This is a genomic window from Herbaspirillum sp. FG34, from assembly GCF_057809315.1.
The window spans coordinates 1-17,688 of record NZ_JBMDJS010000022.1 but is presented as its reverse complement, the minus strand read 5'-3'; the positions used below and the strand labels follow the sequence as shown (position 1 = coordinate 17,688).

Annotated in this window: 15 protein-coding genes and 1 pseudogene; 7 read left to right on the top strand and 9 right to left on the bottom strand. The window is 62.8% G+C overall.

Annotated elements, in window-relative coordinates; genetic code table 11:
* From ACODSZ_RS20810 to ACODSZ_RS20800, 3 genes are all read right to left on the bottom strand, one after another.
* Positions 1-873, bottom strand: a complete 873-nt coding sequence (locus ACODSZ_RS20810; protein WP_008326334.1) for a branched-chain amino acid ABC transporter permease — start codon at positions 871-873, stop codon at positions 1-3.
* A gap of 64 nt (positions 874-937) precedes the next feature.
* Positions 938-2,122 (bottom strand): ABC transporter substrate-binding protein, encoded by a 1,185-nt coding sequence (locus ACODSZ_RS20805; protein ID WP_175344651.1) that lies wholly within the window; start codon positions 2,120-2,122, stop codon positions 938-940.
* 289 nt (positions 2,123-2,411) lie between these two features.
* Positions 2,412-3,212: an IclR family transcriptional regulator gene (locus tag ACODSZ_RS20800; protein WP_008326330.1), complete on the bottom strand. Its 801-nt coding sequence runs from the start codon at positions 3,210-3,212 to the stop codon at positions 2,412-2,414.
* A 360-nt stretch (positions 3,213-3,572) separates the two neighbouring features.
* Between ACODSZ_RS20800 and ACODSZ_RS20795 the strand changes: the two genes are divergently transcribed.
* The 6 genes from ACODSZ_RS20795 (at position 3,573) to ACODSZ_RS20770 (ending at position 11,452) form a co-directional block, all read left to right on the top strand.
* The gene (locus tag ACODSZ_RS20795) at positions 3,573-5,714 is read left to right on the top strand and encodes a 3-hydroxyacyl-CoA dehydrogenase NAD-binding domain-containing protein (protein WP_488928457.1); all 2,142 of its coding nucleotides are present in this window, start codon (positions 3,573-3,575) and stop codon (positions 5,712-5,714) included.
* Between the two features lie 77 nt (positions 5,715-5,791).
* Positions 5,792-6,982, top strand: coding sequence for an acetyl-CoA C-acyltransferase (locus ACODSZ_RS20790; RefSeq protein WP_488928475.1), 1,191 nt, complete (start codon positions 5,792-5,794; stop codon positions 6,980-6,982).
* 39 nt (positions 6,983-7,021) lie between these two features.
* Entirely contained in the window at positions 7,022-8,218 is a 1,197-nt protein-coding gene (locus ACODSZ_RS20785; protein WP_488928456.1) for an acyl-CoA dehydrogenase family protein, read from the top strand.
* Positions 8,219-8,228: 10 nt separating this feature from the next.
* Complete coding sequence (locus ACODSZ_RS20780) at positions 8,229-9,374, top strand: acyl-CoA dehydrogenase family protein (RefSeq protein WP_175344648.1); 1,146 nt, start codon at positions 8,229-8,231, stop codon at positions 9,372-9,374.
* Entirely contained in the window at positions 9,371-10,171 is an 801-nt protein-coding gene (locus ACODSZ_RS20775) for an oxepin-CoA hydrolase, alternative type (RefSeq protein ID WP_488928455.1), read from the top strand. Before ACODSZ_RS20780 ends, ACODSZ_RS20775 begins: the two co-directional genes overlap by 4 nt.
* Positions 10,172-10,243: 72 nt before the next feature.
* On the top strand, positions 10,244-11,452 hold the full coding sequence (locus ACODSZ_RS20770; RefSeq protein ID WP_008326320.1) for a CaiB/BaiF CoA transferase family protein: 1,209 nt from the start codon (positions 10,244-10,246) through the stop codon (positions 11,450-11,452).
* Positions 11,453-11,511: 59 nt separating this feature from the next.
* Here ACODSZ_RS20770 and ACODSZ_RS20765 read toward each other — a convergent pair whose 3' ends face one another.
* Both ACODSZ_RS20765 and ACODSZ_RS20760 read right to left on the bottom strand, forming a co-directional pair.
* Positions 11,512-12,705: an acyl-CoA dehydrogenase gene (locus tag ACODSZ_RS20765; RefSeq protein WP_175344646.1), complete on the bottom strand. Its 1,194-nt coding sequence runs from the start codon at positions 12,703-12,705 to the stop codon at positions 11,512-11,514.
* A 183-nt stretch (positions 12,706-12,888) separates the two neighbouring features.
* Positions 12,889-13,800: a LysR family transcriptional regulator gene (locus ACODSZ_RS20760; protein WP_175344645.1), complete on the bottom strand. Its 912-nt coding sequence runs from the start codon at positions 13,798-13,800 to the stop codon at positions 12,889-12,891.
* A gap of 448 nt (positions 13,801-14,248) precedes the next feature.
* On the opposite strand from ACODSZ_RS20760, the gene ACODSZ_RS20755 reads away from it, so the two are divergent.
* Positions 14,249-15,796, top strand: coding sequence for a methyl-accepting chemotaxis protein (locus ACODSZ_RS20755; RefSeq protein WP_175344644.1), 1,548 nt, complete (start codon positions 14,249-14,251; stop codon positions 15,794-15,796).
* 74 nt (positions 15,797-15,870) lie between these two features.
* Here the strand turns inward: ACODSZ_RS20755 and ACODSZ_RS20750 are convergent, their stop codons facing one another.
* The 4 genes and pseudogenes from ACODSZ_RS20750 to ACODSZ_RS20735 all read right to left on the bottom strand — a co-directional run bounded on the left by ACODSZ_RS20750 (position 15,871) and on the right by ACODSZ_RS20735 (position 17,598).
* The gene (locus ACODSZ_RS20750) at positions 15,871-16,509 is read right to left on the bottom strand and encodes a LysE family translocator (RefSeq protein ID WP_488928454.1); all 639 of its coding nucleotides are present in this window, start codon (positions 16,507-16,509) and stop codon (positions 15,871-15,873) included.
* Positions 16,493-16,705 (bottom strand): hypothetical protein, encoded by a 213-nt coding sequence (locus tag ACODSZ_RS20745; RefSeq protein ID WP_488928453.1) that lies wholly within the window; start codon positions 16,703-16,705, stop codon positions 16,493-16,495. The genes ACODSZ_RS20750 and ACODSZ_RS20745 overlap by 17 nt, the downstream gene beginning before the upstream one ends.
* A gap of 78 nt (positions 16,706-16,783) precedes the next feature.
* Positions 16,784-17,122, bottom strand: a pseudogene (locus tag ACODSZ_RS20740) (hemagglutinin repeat-containing protein); the annotation flags it as partial.
* A gap of 74 nt (positions 17,123-17,196) precedes the next feature.
* The gene (locus tag ACODSZ_RS20735; protein WP_488928452.1) at positions 17,197-17,598 is read right to left on the bottom strand and encodes a hypothetical protein; all 402 of its coding nucleotides are present in this window, start codon (positions 17,596-17,598) and stop codon (positions 17,197-17,199) included.
* Positions 17,599-17,688 lie beyond the last annotated feature (90 nt).

Sequence of the window (17,688 nt, the reverse complement as noted above, 5' to 3'; positions counted from 1 at the left end):
TCATCCCCTCCTTGCCCGCACGCCGAACAAGCCGTTGGGCATGATGAACAGCACCAGCAGGAACAATCCCATGCCGGCCAGTTCCTGCAAGGCCGAACTGGCCAACGTCACGGTCAGCGCTTCGGCCACGCCCAGCAGCACCGCACCGATGAGCACGCCCGGAATCGAACCCACACCGGCCAGCACAGTAATAATGAAAGCCTTGACCGTGAGCACCCCGCCATAAGCTGGACTGATGACACCATAACTGAACAGCGCCACCCCCGCGAAGGAAGCCAGCACGCCTGCCACGATGAAGGACACCAGTTCGGTATAGCCGGGGTTGATGCCCATGAGCTTGGCCGCATCGCGATTGCTGGAGACGGCACGCACCGCGCGGCCGTACCAGCTGCGCGAGAGCCACCACCAGAGCGCCGCCATCATCAGCAGGCTCACACCAAAGAACAGCACCTCGCTGCGCATGCTGTAAAAGGGACCGAGCACGAAGGCTTCCTGTAGCCATTCCGAACTGGTGGAACGGATGTCGGCCTTCCAGATCAGCAGCATGCCGTTGGTAAGGATCACGCCGATGCCATAGGTGAGGATGAGCGAATTGATCTCGCGGTCCTTCTTGATGCGGCTGACCACGAAATACACGATGGCCGAGGTCAGGCACACCACCACCAGCGCGATGGGAATGGCCAGCACCGGGTTGAGACCAAGGCCGGATTCCACCGAGTAGGCAATGTAGGCGGCCAGCAGCACCAGCTCGCCCTGGGCCAGGTTGATGACCCGCATGGCACCGAATACCAGCGCTAGGCCCAGGGCAATGAGAGCGTAGGAGCCCCCCTGCAGCAGCCCGGAATATAGGGCTTGCAGTATCAGTTCAGTCATGTCTGCATTCCGTTGGAGTAGGCTGCGGCGCGGTCGCCTCAGGGCAGCACGCGCCGGCCGGGCATTACCAGGGCACTGCCGGATAATTCATCTTGTTGGTGGCGGCCGACTTGGGCCAGACGATGGCGATCTTGTCCCCCTGGTGCTGGCCCATGTGATGCGTAAAGTTCAGGTTGTCGCCATTGGCACCGAACTGCACGCGACCGATCAGGGTCTCGCGGTCGGTCTTGCGCATTTCCTCGGCCACGCCATCCTTCTTCAGCGTTCCCTTGTCGGCAGCGCGGGCGATGGCTTCGAACAGCAGCATCGATTGCACGTAACCGAACTGACCGAGATAGTCCGGGTCCTTCTTGTAGAGACGACGGTAGGTTTCCTCAAAGAGCTTGCCGTCGGCGCTGGTGAACTGTGCCGGATAAGGCAGCAGTGCCGTGCCGTAGACGTTGGGCACCAGATCGGGGAAGTCCTGGGCCATCTTGGGAGTGGCCAGCGACCAGACGCCGACCATGGCCTTGACGGCAGGCTTCAACACGCGGGCGGCGCGCAGGATGCCGACGTAGTCATTCTCGTAGCCGATCATGGCAATGACTTCCGGCTTGTCCTGCAGCTTGATCTTGTTGATGATGGGCTTGAAGTCACTGATGGCCGGATCGAAGGCATGGGAGGTCACCTTGAGCCCCTTGGCGCCCCAGGCTTTCTCCAGATCCTTGGCCAGGGCGGCAGTGGCTTCCTTGGTGGAATAGACGATCGACACCGAGCGGGCATTCATGTCCTCCAACAGTCCCACCATGGCCTTCTGGTAACCGGCCACATTGTTGATGCGGAAGAAGTTCTTGCGACCGCTATTGACCAGGTTGTCATCGACCCCGCCCGAGGTCACGTAGACCAAGCCGGCCTTGCCCGCCGCATCGGCGGCCGGCGCGATGTTGTTGGAACCGTAGCCGCCGGTGATGGCCACCACGCCCTCGCCGGCCAGCTTCTCGACGGCGGCGATGGCCTTGGCCGGGGCCGACTCGTTATCGATGGTGACCAGCTTGATCTTGTGCTTGCCATTGGTCTTGTTGAAGACGTCGGCAGCCACGTTGATGCCTTCCTGCATGCCCGAGCCAACCCGCGCGAGGCTACCCGTGAGGGGAATCTCCACGCCGACCTTGAGTTCGTCGGCCACCGCCCTGCCCATGCCGCCGGCCAGTGCCGAGGCGAACCCGGCCAGCAGGACCAGTCGCTTGATGCCGTGATGCTTGTTCGTCATTGTCTCCACCTTTTTCATCTGAGTGATGTTGATGTGATGTCCGCCACGCACAGCGCTCGTTTCAGCAATGGACGTACGCAGGATGAGGCCATCCATGCGGACGCATCCCGGCCTCACCGCACCGGGCAGCCATTGCCGAAACGGGTCGCCATGACCCGGACGGCTCGATCTTGTTGTTTCTTGTTGTGATGGACTTGCGCTACTGCACGCTACTGCACGATTGCCGGAAGCGCTCACGCCTGCTTGTCTGTCTCCGACCTGGTTCTTGCCTGTTCTGTACTGCTGCCCTTCAATGGCGGCCCATGCTGGCTTCTACCGTGCGCACCACGTTCACCAGACGCGGACCGAGATCTTCCATGAGCATCTCGCGCGTGAGCATGAAGGCCGGGCCGCCGCAGTTGAAGGCCATGATCTTTTCCTCGTTGGCATCGATCATGGGCACGCCCACGGCACTGATGGTCTTTTCCCATTCGCCCACGGAAATGCAGAAGCCATGATCCTGATAATCCTTGAAAGCCTGCTCAATGCCGGCCTTGACCTTGGGCCATTGCTCTTCGTTGCGCAGGCGGATGTGGTCCATCAGGAAATCGCGTTCGTTCTGGGGCAGTGCGCACAGCAGCGCGCGGCCCATGGAGGTGGTGGCCAGCGGGATGCGCGAACCGACGTCGCGGCGCAAGGTCACCGCGGACTGGCCGCGCGTGGCCTCGATGTAGACCATGCTCAAGCGATCGCGGATGCCCAGCGCCACATTGCATTGCGAATAGTCAGCCAGCTCCTGCATGGCCGGACGCGCCAGCTTGCGCACATCCATGCCGGAGAGCAGCGAATAACCCAGCGCCAGCACGCCCGAGCCGAGCTGATAGCGGCCCTGGTCTTCGGAATATTCGAGATAACCCAGCCGGGTCAGGGTATGCGTCAGTCGTGAGATGGTCGGCTTGGGCAGACCGGTACGCTTGGCCAGTTCAGTGTTGGTGAGATAGATCTCGCCGGGACGAAAGCAGCGCAGAATCTCCAGCCCGCGCGCCAGGGCATTGACGAACTGCCGGTCGTGGCTCTCATCTTCTCCCTTGAACGACACTATCTCATCCATCCGTCACTTCTCCGCGTGGCAGGGTCGTGCCGAGTGGTCACGTCGCCCTCATTGGCAGTGGAATGTACACACCTGAATTGGCAGTGTCAATTATTTGCGAACGCGTGTTCCGCTGTGCGAAATCATCGGTCTACGTGTGGTCCATCTGCATCGTGGAAAAGCCCTGCCGGCCCCGGCCCCATTCTGAAGAATCGCCCGCAAAGCCGCTCCCCTTCTGCCTCCCTTAGAGAATTGTGCAGATTGTCACCCTTGTTCATGCACGGTTTACACACACGACGCAAATGCGGTATCGTTGCCGGAAAATCCAATTTGCGAACTTGAATTTCGCTATGCGAACCAACTAAATCAGGAGACTGCTGCATGTCCAACCAAGCCACGGTTGCGGGCGAGCTGCCCCCCGTTCATCTGGCGCGCGAAGGCGCCATCCTGGTCGTGACCATCGACAATGCGCCGGTCAATGCACTGGGTGTCGCAGTGCGCCGTGGCTTGCTGGCGGCCATCGAAGAAGGTGAGGCCGATGCAGGCGTGGCCGCCATCCTGGTGACTGGCGCGGGCCGCAACTTCATCGGTGGTGCCGACATCCGCGAGTTCGGCAAACCGCCCCAGGCACCGCTGCTGACCGAGCTGTGCAACCGCATCGAGGCCTGCAGCAAGCCGGTGCTGGCGGCCATCCACGGCGCGGCCCTGGGCGGCGGACTGGAAGTGGCGCTGGCAGCGCACTACCGGCTGGCCCTCGCCAACGCCCGTCTGGGGCTGCCGGAAGTCCAGCTGGGCCTGCTGCCCGGTGCCGGTGGCACCCAGCGCACGCCACGCCTCATCGGCGCGCAGGCCGCGCTGGAGATGATGCTCAGCGGTCGCCACCTGAGCGCCAAGGAAGCCCTGGGGCTGGGACTGGTCGACCATCTGGCCGAGGGTGAGGACGCCGCACAAGCGCGCGCGGCCGGTCTGCGCGAATTGCAGACGCTGCTGGACATGGGCGCCCCGGTGCGCCGCAGTCGCGACGGCAGCGCCCTGTCCGACAGCGCTGCCGCGCAGGCCGCCATCAGCGCCGCCCGCGCCGAGACCGGCAAGAAATCGCGCGGCCTGTTCTCCCCGCACAAGATCATCGATGCCGTCGAAGCCGCCACCACCCTGCCCTTCGACCAGGGCCTGGCGCTGGAACGCCAGTTCTTCCTGCAATGTCTGGACAGCCCGCAGCGCGCCGGTCTGATCCATGCCTTCTTCGCCGAACGCGAAGTGCAGAAAGCCCCCGAGACCCGCAACGCCCAGCCCCGCCCCATCGCCCGGATCGGCGTGGTCGGCGGCGGCACCATGGGCGCGGGCATCGCCGTGGCGGTACTCGATGCCGGTTTGCCGGTGACCATGATCGAACGCGACGATGAAGCCCTCGCACGTGGACGCGGCCATGTGGAAAAAGTTTACGACGCGCAGGTGGCCAAGGGCCGTCTCACGCAAGAGGCCCGCGATGCCGTGCTGGCACGCTTGCACGGCAGCACCCGTTATGAAGCCTTGTCCGCCGCCGATGTGGTGATAGAAGCCGTGTTCGAAGATCTGAACGTGAAACAAGCCGTCTTCGCTGAACTGGACCGCGTCTGCAAACCCGGTGCCGTATTGGCGACCAACACTTCCTACCTCGACATCGATGCGATTGCCGCCAGCATCTCCCGTCCTGCGGACGTGATCGGCCTGCATTTCTTCTCGCCGGCCAATGTGATGAAGCTGCTGGAAATCGTGGTGCCGCGCCAGGTCGCCGCCGATGTGGTGGCCACCGCCTTCGAACTGGCAAAGCGCCTGCGCAAGGTGCCGGTGCGCGCTGGTGTCTGCGATGGCTTCATCGGCAACCGCATCCTGGCCGTGTATCGCCAGGCAGCCGATGCCCTGATGGAAGATGGCGCCTCGCCTTACGAAATCGATGAGGCCGTGCGCGACTTCGGTTTTGCCATGGGGCCCTATCAGGTAGTGGACCTGGCCGGTGGCGACATCGGCTGGGCCACCCGCAAACGCCGTGCCGCTACCCGCGATCCGCGCGCGCGCTACGTGCACATCGCCGACCGCCTGTGCGAACGCGGCTGGTTTGGACAAAAGAGCGGACGCGGCTTCTATCGCTATCCCGATGGCCCGCGCAGCGGCGCGCCCGATCCGGAAGTGCTGACGCTCATCGACGAGGAACGTGCACGCGCCGGCATCACCCCGCGCAGCTTCAGCAAGGAAGACATCCAGCGCCGCTACCTGGCCGCGATGATCAATGAAGGTGCCAATGTGGTCCATCAGCGCATTGCGCTACGTCCGCTGGATGTGGATGTCACCTTCCTGTACGGCTACGGTTTCCCGCGCCATCGTGGCGGTCCCATGAAATATGCCGACATGGTGGGCCTGCCCAATGTGCTGGCCGACATCCGTGCCTTTGCCGCCGAAGACCCGCTGTTCTGGACACCCTCGCCGCTGCTGGTGGAGCTGGTCGAACGCGGTGCCAATTTTGATTCGCTGAACCAGGCCGGCTGATCGCCAAACCGGACTCGCCGGAGACCGTGCGCATCGCCGGTCTCCCCATTGCACCATCCTTCCAGGAGAATTCCATGATGCGGGAAGCCGTCATCGTATCCACCGCGCGTACCCCCTTGACCAAGGCCCATCGCGGCGAATTCAACGTCACGCCCGGTCCGACCCTGGCGGCCTTTGCGGTGCGCGCAGCGGTTGAGCGCGCCGGCATCGATCCGGGCCAGATCGAGGATGCCATCCTCGGCTGCGGCTATCCGGAAGGTACCACCGGGCGCAACATCGCGCGCCAGGCCATCGTGCGCGCGGGCCTGCCCATCAGCATCGCCGGCACCACCGTCAATCGTTTTTGTGCCTCGGGCCTGCAAGCCATTGCCATGGCGGCTGGGCGCATCGTGGTCGATGGTGCTGACGCCATGATCGCAGGCGGTGTCGAAAGCATCTCGCAGATCCGCAGCCGTAGTGCCACCGACAGCGGCGACAGCGGCATGGACCCGTGGATCGTCGAACACAAGCCCGATCTCTATCTGCCCATGATCGAGACCGCCGACATCGTGGCCGCGCGCTACGGTATCTCGCGCGAAGACCAGGATCGCTTCTCCGAAGCCAGCCAGCGCAAGACCGCCGAAGCACAGGAAGCCGGACGCTACCGCGACGAGATCATCGCCTGCACCACCACCATGCAGGTCACCGACAAGGCCAGCGGCCAGACCAGCCTGCGCGAAGTCACGGTGGAGGCCGACAACTGCAATCGTCCCGGCACCACCTATGAGGCGCTGGCCAAGCTGGCCCCGGTGATGGGTGCGGACCAGTTCATCACCGCCGGCAATTCCTCGCAGCTCTCCGATGGCGCCTCGGCCTGCGTGATGATGGAAGCGCGCGCCGCCGAACGCGCCGGATTGCCGGTGCTGGGCGCTTTCCGTGGCCTGGTGGTGGCCGGCTGCGAACCCGACGAGATGGGTATCGGCCCGGTCTTTGCGGTGCCGCGCCTGTTGCAGCGTCATGGCCTGCGCATGGATGACATCGGCCTGTGGGAACTCAACGAAGCCTTCGCCTCGCAAGCCCTGTACTGCCAGCGCCGCCTGGGCATTCCGGACGAACTGCTCAACGTCAACGGCGGTGCCATTGCCATCGGCCATCCCTTCGGCATGACCGGAGCGCGCCTGGCCGGCCACGTGCTCATCGAGGGCAAGCGGCGCGGTGCGCGCTACGCGGTGGTGACCATGTGCATCGCCGGCGGCATGGGTGCGGCCGGCCTGTTTGAAATCTATTGAAGCGCAGCATCGCTGCACTGCATCCCCAAGGAGACTGGAATGGATCTGAATTTCACCCCGGCCGAAGAAGCCTTCCGCGACAGCGTGCGCGCCTTCCTCGCCGAGAAGCTGCCCAAGGCCTTGTCGGACAAGGTGGCCAGCGGCAAGCACCTGAGCCGCGACGACATGGAACAATGGCACGCCATCCTCAACGAACGCGGCTGGCTGGCCAATCACTGGCCCCGAGAATATGGCGGCACCGGCTGGACCGTGATCGAGAAATTCATCTTCGAACATGAGTGTTGCCTGGCGCATGCGCCGCGCGTGGTGCCTTTCGGCGTCAACATGCTGGGGCCGGTATTGATCAAGTACGGCAACGAAGCGCAGAAGCGATACTGGCTGCCACGCATCCTCAGTGGCGAGGACTGGTGGTGCCAGGGCTATTCGGAACCCGGTGCAGGTTCCGACCTGGCCGCCGTGAAGACGCATGCGGTTCGCGATGGCGACCATTACATCGTCAATGGCCAGAAGACCTGGACCACGCTGGGCCACTACGCCAACATGATCTTCTGCCTGGTGCGTACCAACCGCGAAGCCAAGAAGCAGGAAGGCATCAGCTTCCTCTTGATCGACATGAATGCACCGGGCGTGGAAGTGCGCCCCATCATCACCCTGGACGGCGAGCACGAAGTCAACGAGGTCTTCTTCACCGATGTGCGCGTGCCGGTACAAAACCTGGTCGGCGAGGAAGATCGCGGCTGGAGTTGCGCCAAGTATCTGCTGACCTACGAGCGCACCAACATCGCCGGCATCGGCTTCTCGGTGGCCGCCCTGCAACGCCTGAAGAAAATCGCCGCCACGCAACGCAGCCATGGCCGTCCGCTGGCCGACGACCCGCTCTTCGCTGCCCGCATGGCCCGCGTGGAAATCGATCTGGAAAACATGAAGACCACCAACCTGCGCGTCATCTCGGCGGTGGCCGGCGGTGGTGCGCCCGGTGCGGAAAGCTCCATGCTCAAGATACGCGGCACCGAGATCCGCCAGGAAATCACCGCCCTCACCCGCCGCGCCATGGGCCCTTACGCGCGCCCCTATCAGTGGCAGGCGCAGGATGAAGGCCACGATGGCCACACGCTCGGCCCGGAGGCCGCTGCCGGTGCGGCTGCGCATTACTTCAACAATCGCAAGCTGTCGATCTTCGGCGGCTCCAATGAAATCCAGAAGAACATCATCTCCAAGATGATCCTTGGCCTGTGAGGGAATGCCCATGAATTTCGAGCACACCGAAGAACGCCGCATGCTGGCCGACAGCCTGCGTCGTCTCATTACCGAACAGTATGGTTTTGAAGAACGCAAGCACCTGCTGCAATCCGCACCCGGCATGAGCCGCGACATGTGGTCGCAACTGGCCGAGATGGGCGTGATCGGCGCGCTCTTCCGTGAGGAAGACGGCGGCTACGGCGGTGGCGGTTTCGATATTGCCGTGGTCTTTGAAGAAATCGGCCGCGGCCTGCTGCTGGAGCCCTTGCTGGACAGCGCCATCCTGGTCGGCGAGGCCATCGCGGCGGCTGGCACACCCGCACAGAAGGCCTTGCTGGAACCCATCATCGCCGGCCAGACCCTGGCCGCCTTGGCCCATGAAGAAGCCGACAGTCACTATGCACCCACGCATGTGACCACGCGCGCCACGCAAGAAGCCGACGGAAGCTGGCGCCTGCAAGGCCACAAGGCGGTCGTGGTGCAAGCGGAAGCGGCGGATGTGTTGCTGGTCTCAGCCCGTACCAGCGGCGCGAGCGATGACGCTGACGGCATCTCGCTGTTCCTGATCCCGGCCAATACGGCGGGCCTGCAATTGCAAGGCAGCGACACCATCGACGGTGGCCGCGTAGCCGACCTGCTGCTGCAAGATGTGGCCCTGCCCGCCGACGCCCTGCTGGGCAGCGCGGGCCAAGGCGCTGCGCTGCTGGAGCGCATCCTCGGACGCGGCGTGCTGGCGCTGTGCGCCGAAGCACTGGGCGCGATGGAAGTGGCCAAGGAAGCCACGCTGGATTACCTGCGCACCCGCAAGCAGTTCGGCCTGCCCATCGGCAGCTTCCAGGCCCTGCAACATCGCATGGCCGATCTTCTGCTGGAAGTGGAACAGGCGCGCTCGGCGGTCATCAATGCCGCTGCTGCACTGGAGGCCGATCGCCTCACACGTGAACGCGCCCTGTCGGCGGCCAAGTTCAGCATCGGCCGCATCGGTACGCTGGTGGCCGAAGAATCCATCCAGCTGCACGGCGGCATCGGCATGACCTGGGAACTGCCGCTGTCGCATTACGCCAAGCGCCTGGTGATGATCGACCACCAGCTCGGTGACGAGGACTACCACCTGCAACGCTATATCGCGCTGAGCCGCGACATGCCGGCATGAGCGAAGTCCTGCAGGAGCAGCGCGGTGCGGTGCGCGTGCTCATCAATCACGATCCGGCCACGCGCAATGCCCTCAACGCTGACCTGTACGCGACGCTGACGGCCGCGCTCGACCAGGCCCAGGCTGATCCGCAAGTGGGGGCCATCGTGCTGGCCGGGGGCGGCAACTTCTTCTGCTCCGGCGGCGACCTGCGCCTGCTGGCCCAGCGCCGCAGCATGGCACCCCAGCAGCGCCGTGCAAAGCTGGAAGGTTTGCACGACCTGATCCGCCACATCGGCCGCTGCAGCAAGCCGGTGATCGCCGCCGTCGAAGGTGGCGCAGCAGGTGCCGGGCTGTCGCTGGCCTTGGCCTGCGATCTGCTGGTGACGACGCGCCAAGCGCAGTTCTCGGTGGCCTATGTCAAGGTCGGGCTCACGCCTGATGGCGGCGTGACGGCCTTCCTCGCGCAATTCCTGTCGCGCCAGATGCTGACGCAGCTGTGCCTGTCGGGCGAGCGTTTCAATGGCGAACGCCTGCATGCCATGGGTGCGGTCAATCAGCTGGCCGAGGCAGGACAGGCACTGGAAGCGGCCGTGCAACTGGCCGCCACCCTGGCCGACGGTCCGGCACAGGCCATGGCCCGCATCAAGCACCTGTGCCAGCATGCCTACGGCGCCACGCTGGAAGAACAACTGGAACTGGAAGCGCAGCACATGGTGCTCTCGCAGGGCGAAGACGAAGCGGCCGAGGGCATTCACGCCTTCCTCGAAAAACGGCCTGCCGATTTCCGGCGGCTGCGTCAGGCACCGAAACAATAGCTGTACCGGGATGCGCAAGCACGTCATACAGAACAACAAGCGCAGCACGCATCCCGTCCATGAGGAGACGACATGACTGAACAAACTGCATCCCTGCCGCTGGCCGGCGTGCGCGTACTGGACCTCTCGCGCGTGCTGGCCGGCCCCTGGTGTGCGATGGTACTGGGCGACCTGGGCGCCGAAGTGATCAAGGTCGAGCACCCCGAACGCGGCGACGACACGCGCGACTGGGGTACCCGCATCGGCTCGACCGAGACCGCGTATTTCAACAGCGTCAACCGCAACAAGCGCTCCATCAGCGTGGACCTGCAGACCGAAGAAGGCCAGGACATCGTGCGCCAGCTGGCCCGCAAGAGCGATGTGGTGATCCAGAATTTCAAGTTCGGCGGCGTGCAGAAATTTGGCCTCGATTACGAGACCCTGCGCCGCGACAATCCCGGTCTGGTGTATTGCTCCATCACCGGCTACGACAGCAGCGGGCCGGAGGCCACACGGCCCGGCTATGACCTGGTGATCCAGGGCGAATCCGGCCTGATGTCACTCAATGGCGAGGCCAGCCAGCCGCCGCTGAAACTGGGCGTGGCGGCGGTGGACCTGTTCACCGGCATGTATTCCGCCCAGGGCGTGCTGGCCGCGCTGTACCAGCGCCAGCAGACCGGACAGGGCCGACATGTGGAGATGGCGCTGTTCGACTGCGGCGTCATGATCACTTCGTATTACGGACTGGAAGCACTGATCCTGGGCGACGATCCGCCGCGCTATGGCAATGCGCATCCTTCCATCATTCCCTATGGCGTCTTCGATGCGGCCGATGGCCGCCTGGTCATCACGGTAGGCACCAACAGCCAGTACCAGCGCTTCTGCCACAGCGTCATCGACCGTCCCGACCTGGCCGAGGATGCGCGCTTCAAGACCAACGTCAGCCGTGGCCAGCATCGCGACGTGCTGGTCCCGGAAATCAACCGCGAACTCAAGGCCCGCAAGCGCGCCGACCTGCTGGCCAAGCTGCACCAGGCCGGCATTCCCTGCGGTGAAGTGCTGGGCCTGCATGAGGCCCTGACCAGCCCGCGCGCTAGCTCTGCCGGCCTGGTCAGCACGCATCCGCATGCGCAAGCGGGCAGCGTACAGGTGCTGACGCCGCCCTATCGTTTCGATGGGGAACGTCTGCCGGTACGCAGGGCACCGCCCTCGTTGGGTGAAGGCACGGGAGAAGTCTTGCAGTCGCTGCTGGGGATGGAAGAAGCGCAGATCGCCGCGCTGCGCGAGCGAGGGGTGTTGTAGCGAGAGGGGGGTAGACCGCCTGCAGGCCACCATGGAGGCGGCCCGCAGGCGATGCGGCATCAGTTGGAGAAAGCCGCCAGCCCGGTGATGGCGCGGCCGAGGATGAGCGCATGCACATCATGCGTACCCTCGTAGGTGTTGACCACTTCCAGATTGACCAGATGACGCGCCACGCCGAACTCGTCGGAGATGCCGTTGCCGCCCATCATGTCGCGCGCCATGCGGGCGATGTCCAGGGCCTTGCCGCAGCTGTTGCGCTTCATGATCGAGGTCTGCTCGATGCCTGAATAACCTTCATCCTTCAAACGCCCCAGGCGCAGGCAGCCTTGCAGGCCCAGCGAGATTTCGGTGAGCATGTCCGCCAGTTTCTTCTGCACCAGCTGGTTGGCCGCCAGCGCACGGCCGAACTGCTGGCGCTCCATGGTGTAACGGCGCGCACGCTCGTAGCAGTCTTCGGCCGCCCCCAGTGCGCCCCAGGCGATGCCGTAACGCGCGCTGTTCAGACAGGTGAAGGGGCCCTTCAATCCGCGCACGTCGGGGAAGGCGTTTTCTTCCGGGCAGAAGACGTTGTCCATCACGATTTCCCCGGTGATGGAAGAACGCAGGCCGACCTTGCCGTGGATGGCCGGGGCCGACAAGCCCTTGGCGCCCTTGTCGAGGATGAAGCCGCGAATCTCGCCTTCGTCATCCTTGGCCCACACCACGAAGACGTCGGCCACCGGGCTGTTGGTGATCCACATCTTGCTGCCGGACAGGCTGTAGCCGCCGTCCACCTTGCGCGCGCGGGTGATCATGCTGCCGGGGTCGGAACCGTGGTTGGGTTCGGTCAGGCCGAAGCAGCCTATCCATTCGCCGCTGGCCAGCTTGGGCAGGTATTTCTGTTTCTGCGCCTCCGTCCCAAAGGCATTGATGGGGGTCATCACCAGCGAGGACTGCACGCTCATCATGGAGCGATAGCCGGAATCGACGCGCTCGACTTCGCGCGCGATCAAGCCATAGCAAACGTAATTCAGACCGGCACCACCGTATTGCTCATCGATGGTCGCGCCCAGCAGGCCCAGTTCGCCCATCTCGCGGAAGATGCTCACATCCATCTTCTCGTGGCGGAAGGCTTCCAGCACGCGCGGGGCCAGGCGATCCTGGCAATAGGCCTGGGCGGCGTCGCGCACCTGGCGTTCATCGTCGCTCAGTTGCTGCTCCAGCATCAGGGGATCGGCGTAATCGAAGGAATGTCGTTGCGATGTTTTGCTCATGGAAGCCTCATTTGTGCATCAGGAATCGTTGCGGGATCACTGTCGCGCAGACAGTGATCCCGCAGCGGCGGTGGACAAAAATATACGGACTGCCCTGCCCCGGCGCAAACGAATTGTTTGCATCACCGTGTGCGTTTTTCGCACTCCGGTTCCGCCTGTCGAGACGGCCTTCTCCGACCCGGCTCAACCCAATCCGCTGGGCAGGCGATAGGCCTTGGCCTGCTCTTCCAGCCAGTCCTGGAACAGGCGCAGGAGCGGCCGCTCGGAGGTGCGCTCGGGATAGATCAGGTAGTAGGAGTGGGTGCTCAGGTAATCGTGATCAACGGCCACCACCAGCAGGCCGCGCCGCAATTCATCCTCGATCAGGAAGCGCGGGATCAGCGCCACGCCCATCCCCACGATGGCCGCCTGGGTCAGCATGGAGAACAGTTCCAGCTGGGTGCCCACCAGATCGTTCTGCACCTGCATGCCGAAGGAGGCGAACCACTGCCGCCACACGTAGGGACGAGTGCTCTGCTGCAGCAGCGGATAAGCGAGCAGCCCGGTGGGCGTGAGCTTGCGGTCGGGACCGATGAGTTCCGGGCTGGCCACCGCCACCATGCTCTCGCGCATCAGGAACACACCCTCGGTACCGGGCCAGCTGGCTTGCCCGGCGTAGAGCGTGGCATCGAGATTGGTCTCTTCGAAGAGGAAGGGCCGGGTGCGCGGCCGCAGGTTGACGGTCACGCCCGGATGCGCCTCCAGGAAGGAACGCAGGCGCGGCAACAGCCAGCGGGTGGCGAAGGTCGGCATCACGCCCAGCTCCAGGGTATCGCCATGACCGTCGCGCGACATCAGGTGCAGGGCATCGCGCTCGATCTCGTCCAGGCGCTGACCGACCTGATGACTGTAGCTCACCCCGGCCTCGGTCAGGCGCACGCCGCGCTTGGTACGGCGAAACAGCTTCAGGCCCAGGAATTCCTCCAGCGCAGCCACCTGACGGCAGACTGCACTTTGCGTCACGGCCATTTCCTGCGCCGCCTTGGTAAAACTCTGATGGCGTGCAGCAGACTCGAAGACCGCCATGGCCTGGGTAGAAGGGATCTTTCGGCGCATCGGGCAAAAATGGCTCTGAAGTGAATTTTATGCACATCTTATTACAGCGGCGGCGCATTCCAAAATGATCATATGAATAATCTTGTCTGACATCCAGATCACTATCGATATCAATTAGCGCATTGCCTGCATGATTAATTTCATTGGATGGAATTCTTGCCGCTCATTAAGATCAAGCCCGATCCAGCCATGCGACCATCGAACAGCAAGCGCCGGCGGCCGAGGGAGGCCGTTGGCGACAAGAGAGACAGGATGGGCAGGAAGCCGACGCTTCGTGACGGCATGACAGCATGACATCACCAGCACTTCATTGCTCCTCGCGACCACGCCCCCGGCCGCATGCCCCTCTTGACGCCCGCACGCCAAACGGGTGACCTCGCCATCGACGCGTCGACCGCATCGTCGGGATCCGAAACTGAAAACGATATAAAACAAATGCGAGGAAGACATGATCTGGTTCTACAACCTCAACATCGCCAAGAAACTGGCCCTGTCCTTTGCAGTGGTGATTGCGCTGACGCTGTTGCAGGGGCTGTTTGCCATGAAGGAGCTCAAGCAGGTCAACAGCGCTTCCGGCGAGATCGTCAACAAGTGGATGCCGACCATGGATGCCGCCCGCGAGCTGCAGGGTTCGCTGCCGCCGCTACGACTCACTGAACTGGAACTGGTGACCGCCGTCACGCCGCAGGAACGCAGTGCGGCCAATGCGGCCATCAAGAAGCGCCTGGATGCGCTGGCCAAGCAGCGCGTGGTGTTTGAGCAGCGCATGTCCGAGCCGGAGGAAAAGCAACAGTACGCCCAGTTCGGCAAGAATCTGGCAGCCTATCTGAAAGTAGATGAGCAACTGGCCGAGATGGCTGCCAACCAGCAGTATGACGAGACGCGTGCCCTGTTCCATGGGGAATCGGCCAGGCTCTATGCCGCGATGGTCGGCAACCTCAATGCCATCGTGAAGCTCAATGCCAGCGGCAGCGCCGATGCCGATGAAGAAGCCTCGGGCGTATTCCGGGGTGCGCAGCGCTGGATCGTAGGACTGCTGGCGGCCACCGTTGCCGTCGGTTCGCTGCTGGCGTTCGTGGTGGCGGCCAATGTCTCGCGTCCGCTGAAGGAAGCGGTAGAGATTGCCCAGCGCGTGGCACGTGGCGACCTGACCCTGCGCATTCGCCCGGCCGGTCGCGACGAAACCGGACGCCTCATGGAAGCCCTGCGCCTGATGAACGACAGCCTGCGCGACATCGTCAATGAGGTGCGCCAGGGGACTGACACCATCGCCACCGCCTCCAACGAAATCGCGCGCGGCAATCTGGATCTCTCGAACCGCACCGAACAACAGGCCGGTTCGCTGGAAGAGACCGCCTCGGCCATGGAACAACTGACCTCCACCGTGACCCAGAACGCCGACAACGCCCGTCAGGCCAACCAGCTGGCGGCCACCGCATCCGACATCGCCAGCCAGGGTGGTGAAGTGGTGGGTCAGGTGGTGCAAACCATGGAAGGCATCACCGAGAGTTCGCGCCGCATCGCCGACATCATCAGCGTGATCGATGGCATCGCTTTCCAGACCAACATCCTGGCGCTCAATGCAGCGGTGGAGGCGGCGCGAGCTGGCGAACAGGGACGCGGCTTTGCGGTGGTGGCCTCGGAAGTGCGCTCACTGGCGCAGCGTTCGGCCGGTGCGGCCAAGGAAATCAAGGAATTGATTGACGACTCGGTGCAGAAGGTCAGCGCGGGCAGCGCTTTGGTGGAACGCGCCGGCAGCACCATGACCGAAGTGGTGGCCAGCGTGCGCCGCGTTACTGACGTGGTGGCCGAGATCAGCGCGGCCACGCAGGAACAGAGCGGCGGCATCAATGAAGTCAATCTCGCCATCACGCAGATGGATGAGACCACGCAGCAGAATGCCGCACTGGTGGAGCAGGCGGCGGCGGCGGCGGATTCACTGAAGGGACAGGCAGGCAATCTCGCAGCCGTAGTGGGCAAGTTCAAGCTGGATTGAAGCGATATGGCCGACGCCAGATTGCCTGGTGTCGGCCGCGTGCGCTGGCCTCGCGTCCAGCCAAGCTCAGGCGGTCACGGCCCCGTACGCGAGAGCAGCAGCCTGAACCCGAGGCTTATCATGACGCCGCCCGCGATGCGGTCGAACCAGTGCTTGCCCTGCACATACCAGCGGCGTGGACGCGATGAAGAGAGTGCAACGGCCACCAGGCCATACCATCCCGCTTCGATCACGAAGACCAGCAGCAGCGTCAGCGCCTTGAAGGACAGGGAAGTCTGGGCCGGCAAAAAGGCGGCGAACACGCTGGTGTAGGCGATGGCGGTTTTCGGATTGCTGATCTGGGTGACCAGGCCCAGCCACAGGGACCGGCGTGACAAGGAGGGTGATTGGTCGCGCGGTGCGATGTCGTCAGCCATCAGGGGCGTACGCGCCCCGCGCCAGATGCGCCATCCCATGTAGGCCAGATAAACACCACCCCCGAACTTCAACACCAGATAGAGCGAAGGCACTGCCAGCAGCACTGCCTGCAGCCCCAGCAAGGCCGCTGCGGCAAAGAGCACGCCGCCGATCCCCATACCCAGTGCCGCCAGCAGGCCATTGGGTCGTCCCCCGCCCACCGAGGTGCGCGCCACCATCACGAAGCTGGGGCCGGGGCTCATGGTGGCCAGGCTCAGCGTGGCGGCCAGTCCGATCATTTCAGCAAGATGCTGCATGGATAACCTCCTTTTGGCGACGAGGACGGATCTCATCGGATTGCTTCTGCAGGAAGAAAGGCACCTCGCTCGCACCGATGCCCAAGTCATTGAGCTCGCGCGCGCCCATCTCCCGCATTTCCTGCGCGGCACCCCCGTGTGAAGCGTGATGGTCCCCGAGGACGCGGGCAAGGACCTCTCTGATGATGTGCCACATGGACTTCTCCCTGGATGAATGGGCAGATCATCCGCCAATCGAAGTCATTGGTAAAATTGAGTTTAATGACAGCCACTATCAGCAATACTGATGACATAACTCAGCTTCAACGCTGAACTTTTGATCGAGCTGCAGTCGCACTTCATCTCCACCGGCCACCATGCCGGACGCATTGGCGTTGACCAGGAAGCCATCCGTACCGATGGAGAAGCCCACCGATCCAGATTTGCTCTGGTTGCTGCTGTTCTGTGCTGAGGTGTTCTGATCGGCCAGCAGGCGGATTTCGTTCTCGGCCTGTAGCGTGGCATTGACGCTGGCCTTGATGTCACTGCCTTGGATGAGGATGCTGCTGTCCTTGCCGCCACCTTGTGCTTTGATACTGACGTTGCCTCCTGAGGCAACAACGGAGGCGCGTACAGTCCTTCTTTTCTTTCGCTACGGCTTTTCCAGCTGCTTCATTTTTTGCCCGCTCCGCATTTCTAATGTTCGACTCAGAACGGAACAATATCCAATAGTGCAAGGTCACCTTCGAATTGGCGACACTCATCCTTTGGGAGTTCAGAGAGCATTTCGGAAAGATTATTTTCCTTAAGAATCTGAGAAATTTTCGCGCGTCGCTCTATTTCAAATAGTTTGGAGCCTCGGCCAGCATCAAGAACCAACGTCAGTACTTCCAACATCAAATTTTCTATGGGTCTGGAATAGGCAAATTCACACTGCTCATAGGCGTACCAAAGTTCATGTTCATCCTTTTGCCAGGGATGATGCCATCGCTTGTTACCCATAATTTTTGTCTTGCAATAGCCGTAATAGCAATCCAATAACCACCACCGAATTACTTTATATGGAACGCGCTCATCTTCGGGTAGGTAGTCACTAAAGAATTCATACATTTATTTATCTCCGCCTCGGGTGGGATCAAATGAAGGCGTACTTCTTCATCCATTCGTACAGCGTCGGCTGCGATACCCCGAGCCGTTTCG

What these genes read in the sequence shown, in the direction of transcription:
- ACODSZ_RS20770 (WP_008326320.1), top strand. Translation starts at nt 10,244, where the DNA reads ATGACTGAACAAACTGCATCCCTGCCGCTGGCCGGCGTGCGCGTACTG.
- ACODSZ_RS20775 (WP_488928455.1), top strand. Translation starts at nt 9,371, where the DNA reads ATGAGCGAAGTCCTGCAGGAGCAGCGCGGTGCGGTGCGCGTGCTCATC.
- ACODSZ_RS20750 (WP_488928454.1), bottom strand. Translation starts at nt 16,509, where the DNA reads ATGCAGCATCTTGCTGAAATGATCGGACTGGCCGCCACGCTGAGCCTG.
- ACODSZ_RS20790 (WP_488928475.1), top strand. Translation starts at nt 5,792, where the DNA reads ATGCGGGAAGCCGTCATCGTATCCACCGCGCGTACCCCCTTGACCAAG.
- ACODSZ_RS20780 (WP_175344648.1), top strand. Translation starts at nt 8,229, where the DNA reads ATGAATTTCGAGCACACCGAAGAACGCCGCATGCTGGCCGACAGCCTG.
- ACODSZ_RS20805 (WP_175344651.1), bottom strand. Translation starts at nt 2,122, where the DNA reads ATGACGAACAAGCATCACGGCATCAAGCGACTGGTCCTGCTGGCCGGG.
- ACODSZ_RS20765 (WP_175344646.1), bottom strand. Translation starts at nt 12,705, where the DNA reads ATGAGCAAAACATCGCAACGACATTCCTTCGATTACGCCGATCCCCTG.
- ACODSZ_RS20795 (WP_488928457.1), top strand. Translation starts at nt 3,573, where the DNA reads ATGTCCAACCAAGCCACGGTTGCGGGCGAGCTGCCCCCCGTTCATCTG.
- ACODSZ_RS20800 (WP_008326330.1), bottom strand. Translation starts at nt 3,212, where the DNA reads ATGGATGAGATAGTGTCGTTCAAGGGAGAAGATGAGAGCCACGACCGG.
- ACODSZ_RS20810 (WP_008326334.1), bottom strand. Translation starts at nt 873, where the DNA reads ATGACTGAACTGATACTGCAAGCCCTATATTCCGGGCTGCTGCAGGGG.
- ACODSZ_RS20735 (WP_488928452.1), bottom strand. Translation starts at nt 17,598, where the DNA reads ATGTATGAATTCTTTAGTGACTACCTACCCGAAGATGAGCGCGTTCCA.
- ACODSZ_RS20745 (WP_488928453.1), bottom strand. Translation starts at nt 16,705, where the DNA reads ATGTGGCACATCATCAGAGAGGTCCTTGCCCGCGTCCTCGGGGACCAT.
- ACODSZ_RS20785 (WP_488928456.1), top strand. Translation starts at nt 7,022, where the DNA reads ATGGATCTGAATTTCACCCCGGCCGAAGAAGCCTTCCGCGACAGCGTG.
- ACODSZ_RS20755 (WP_175344644.1), top strand. Translation starts at nt 14,249, where the DNA reads ATGATCTGGTTCTACAACCTCAACATCGCCAAGAAACTGGCCCTGTCC.
- ACODSZ_RS20760 (WP_175344645.1), bottom strand. Translation starts at nt 13,800, where the DNA reads ATGCGCCGAAAGATCCCTTCTACCCAGGCCATGGCGGTCTTCGAGTCT.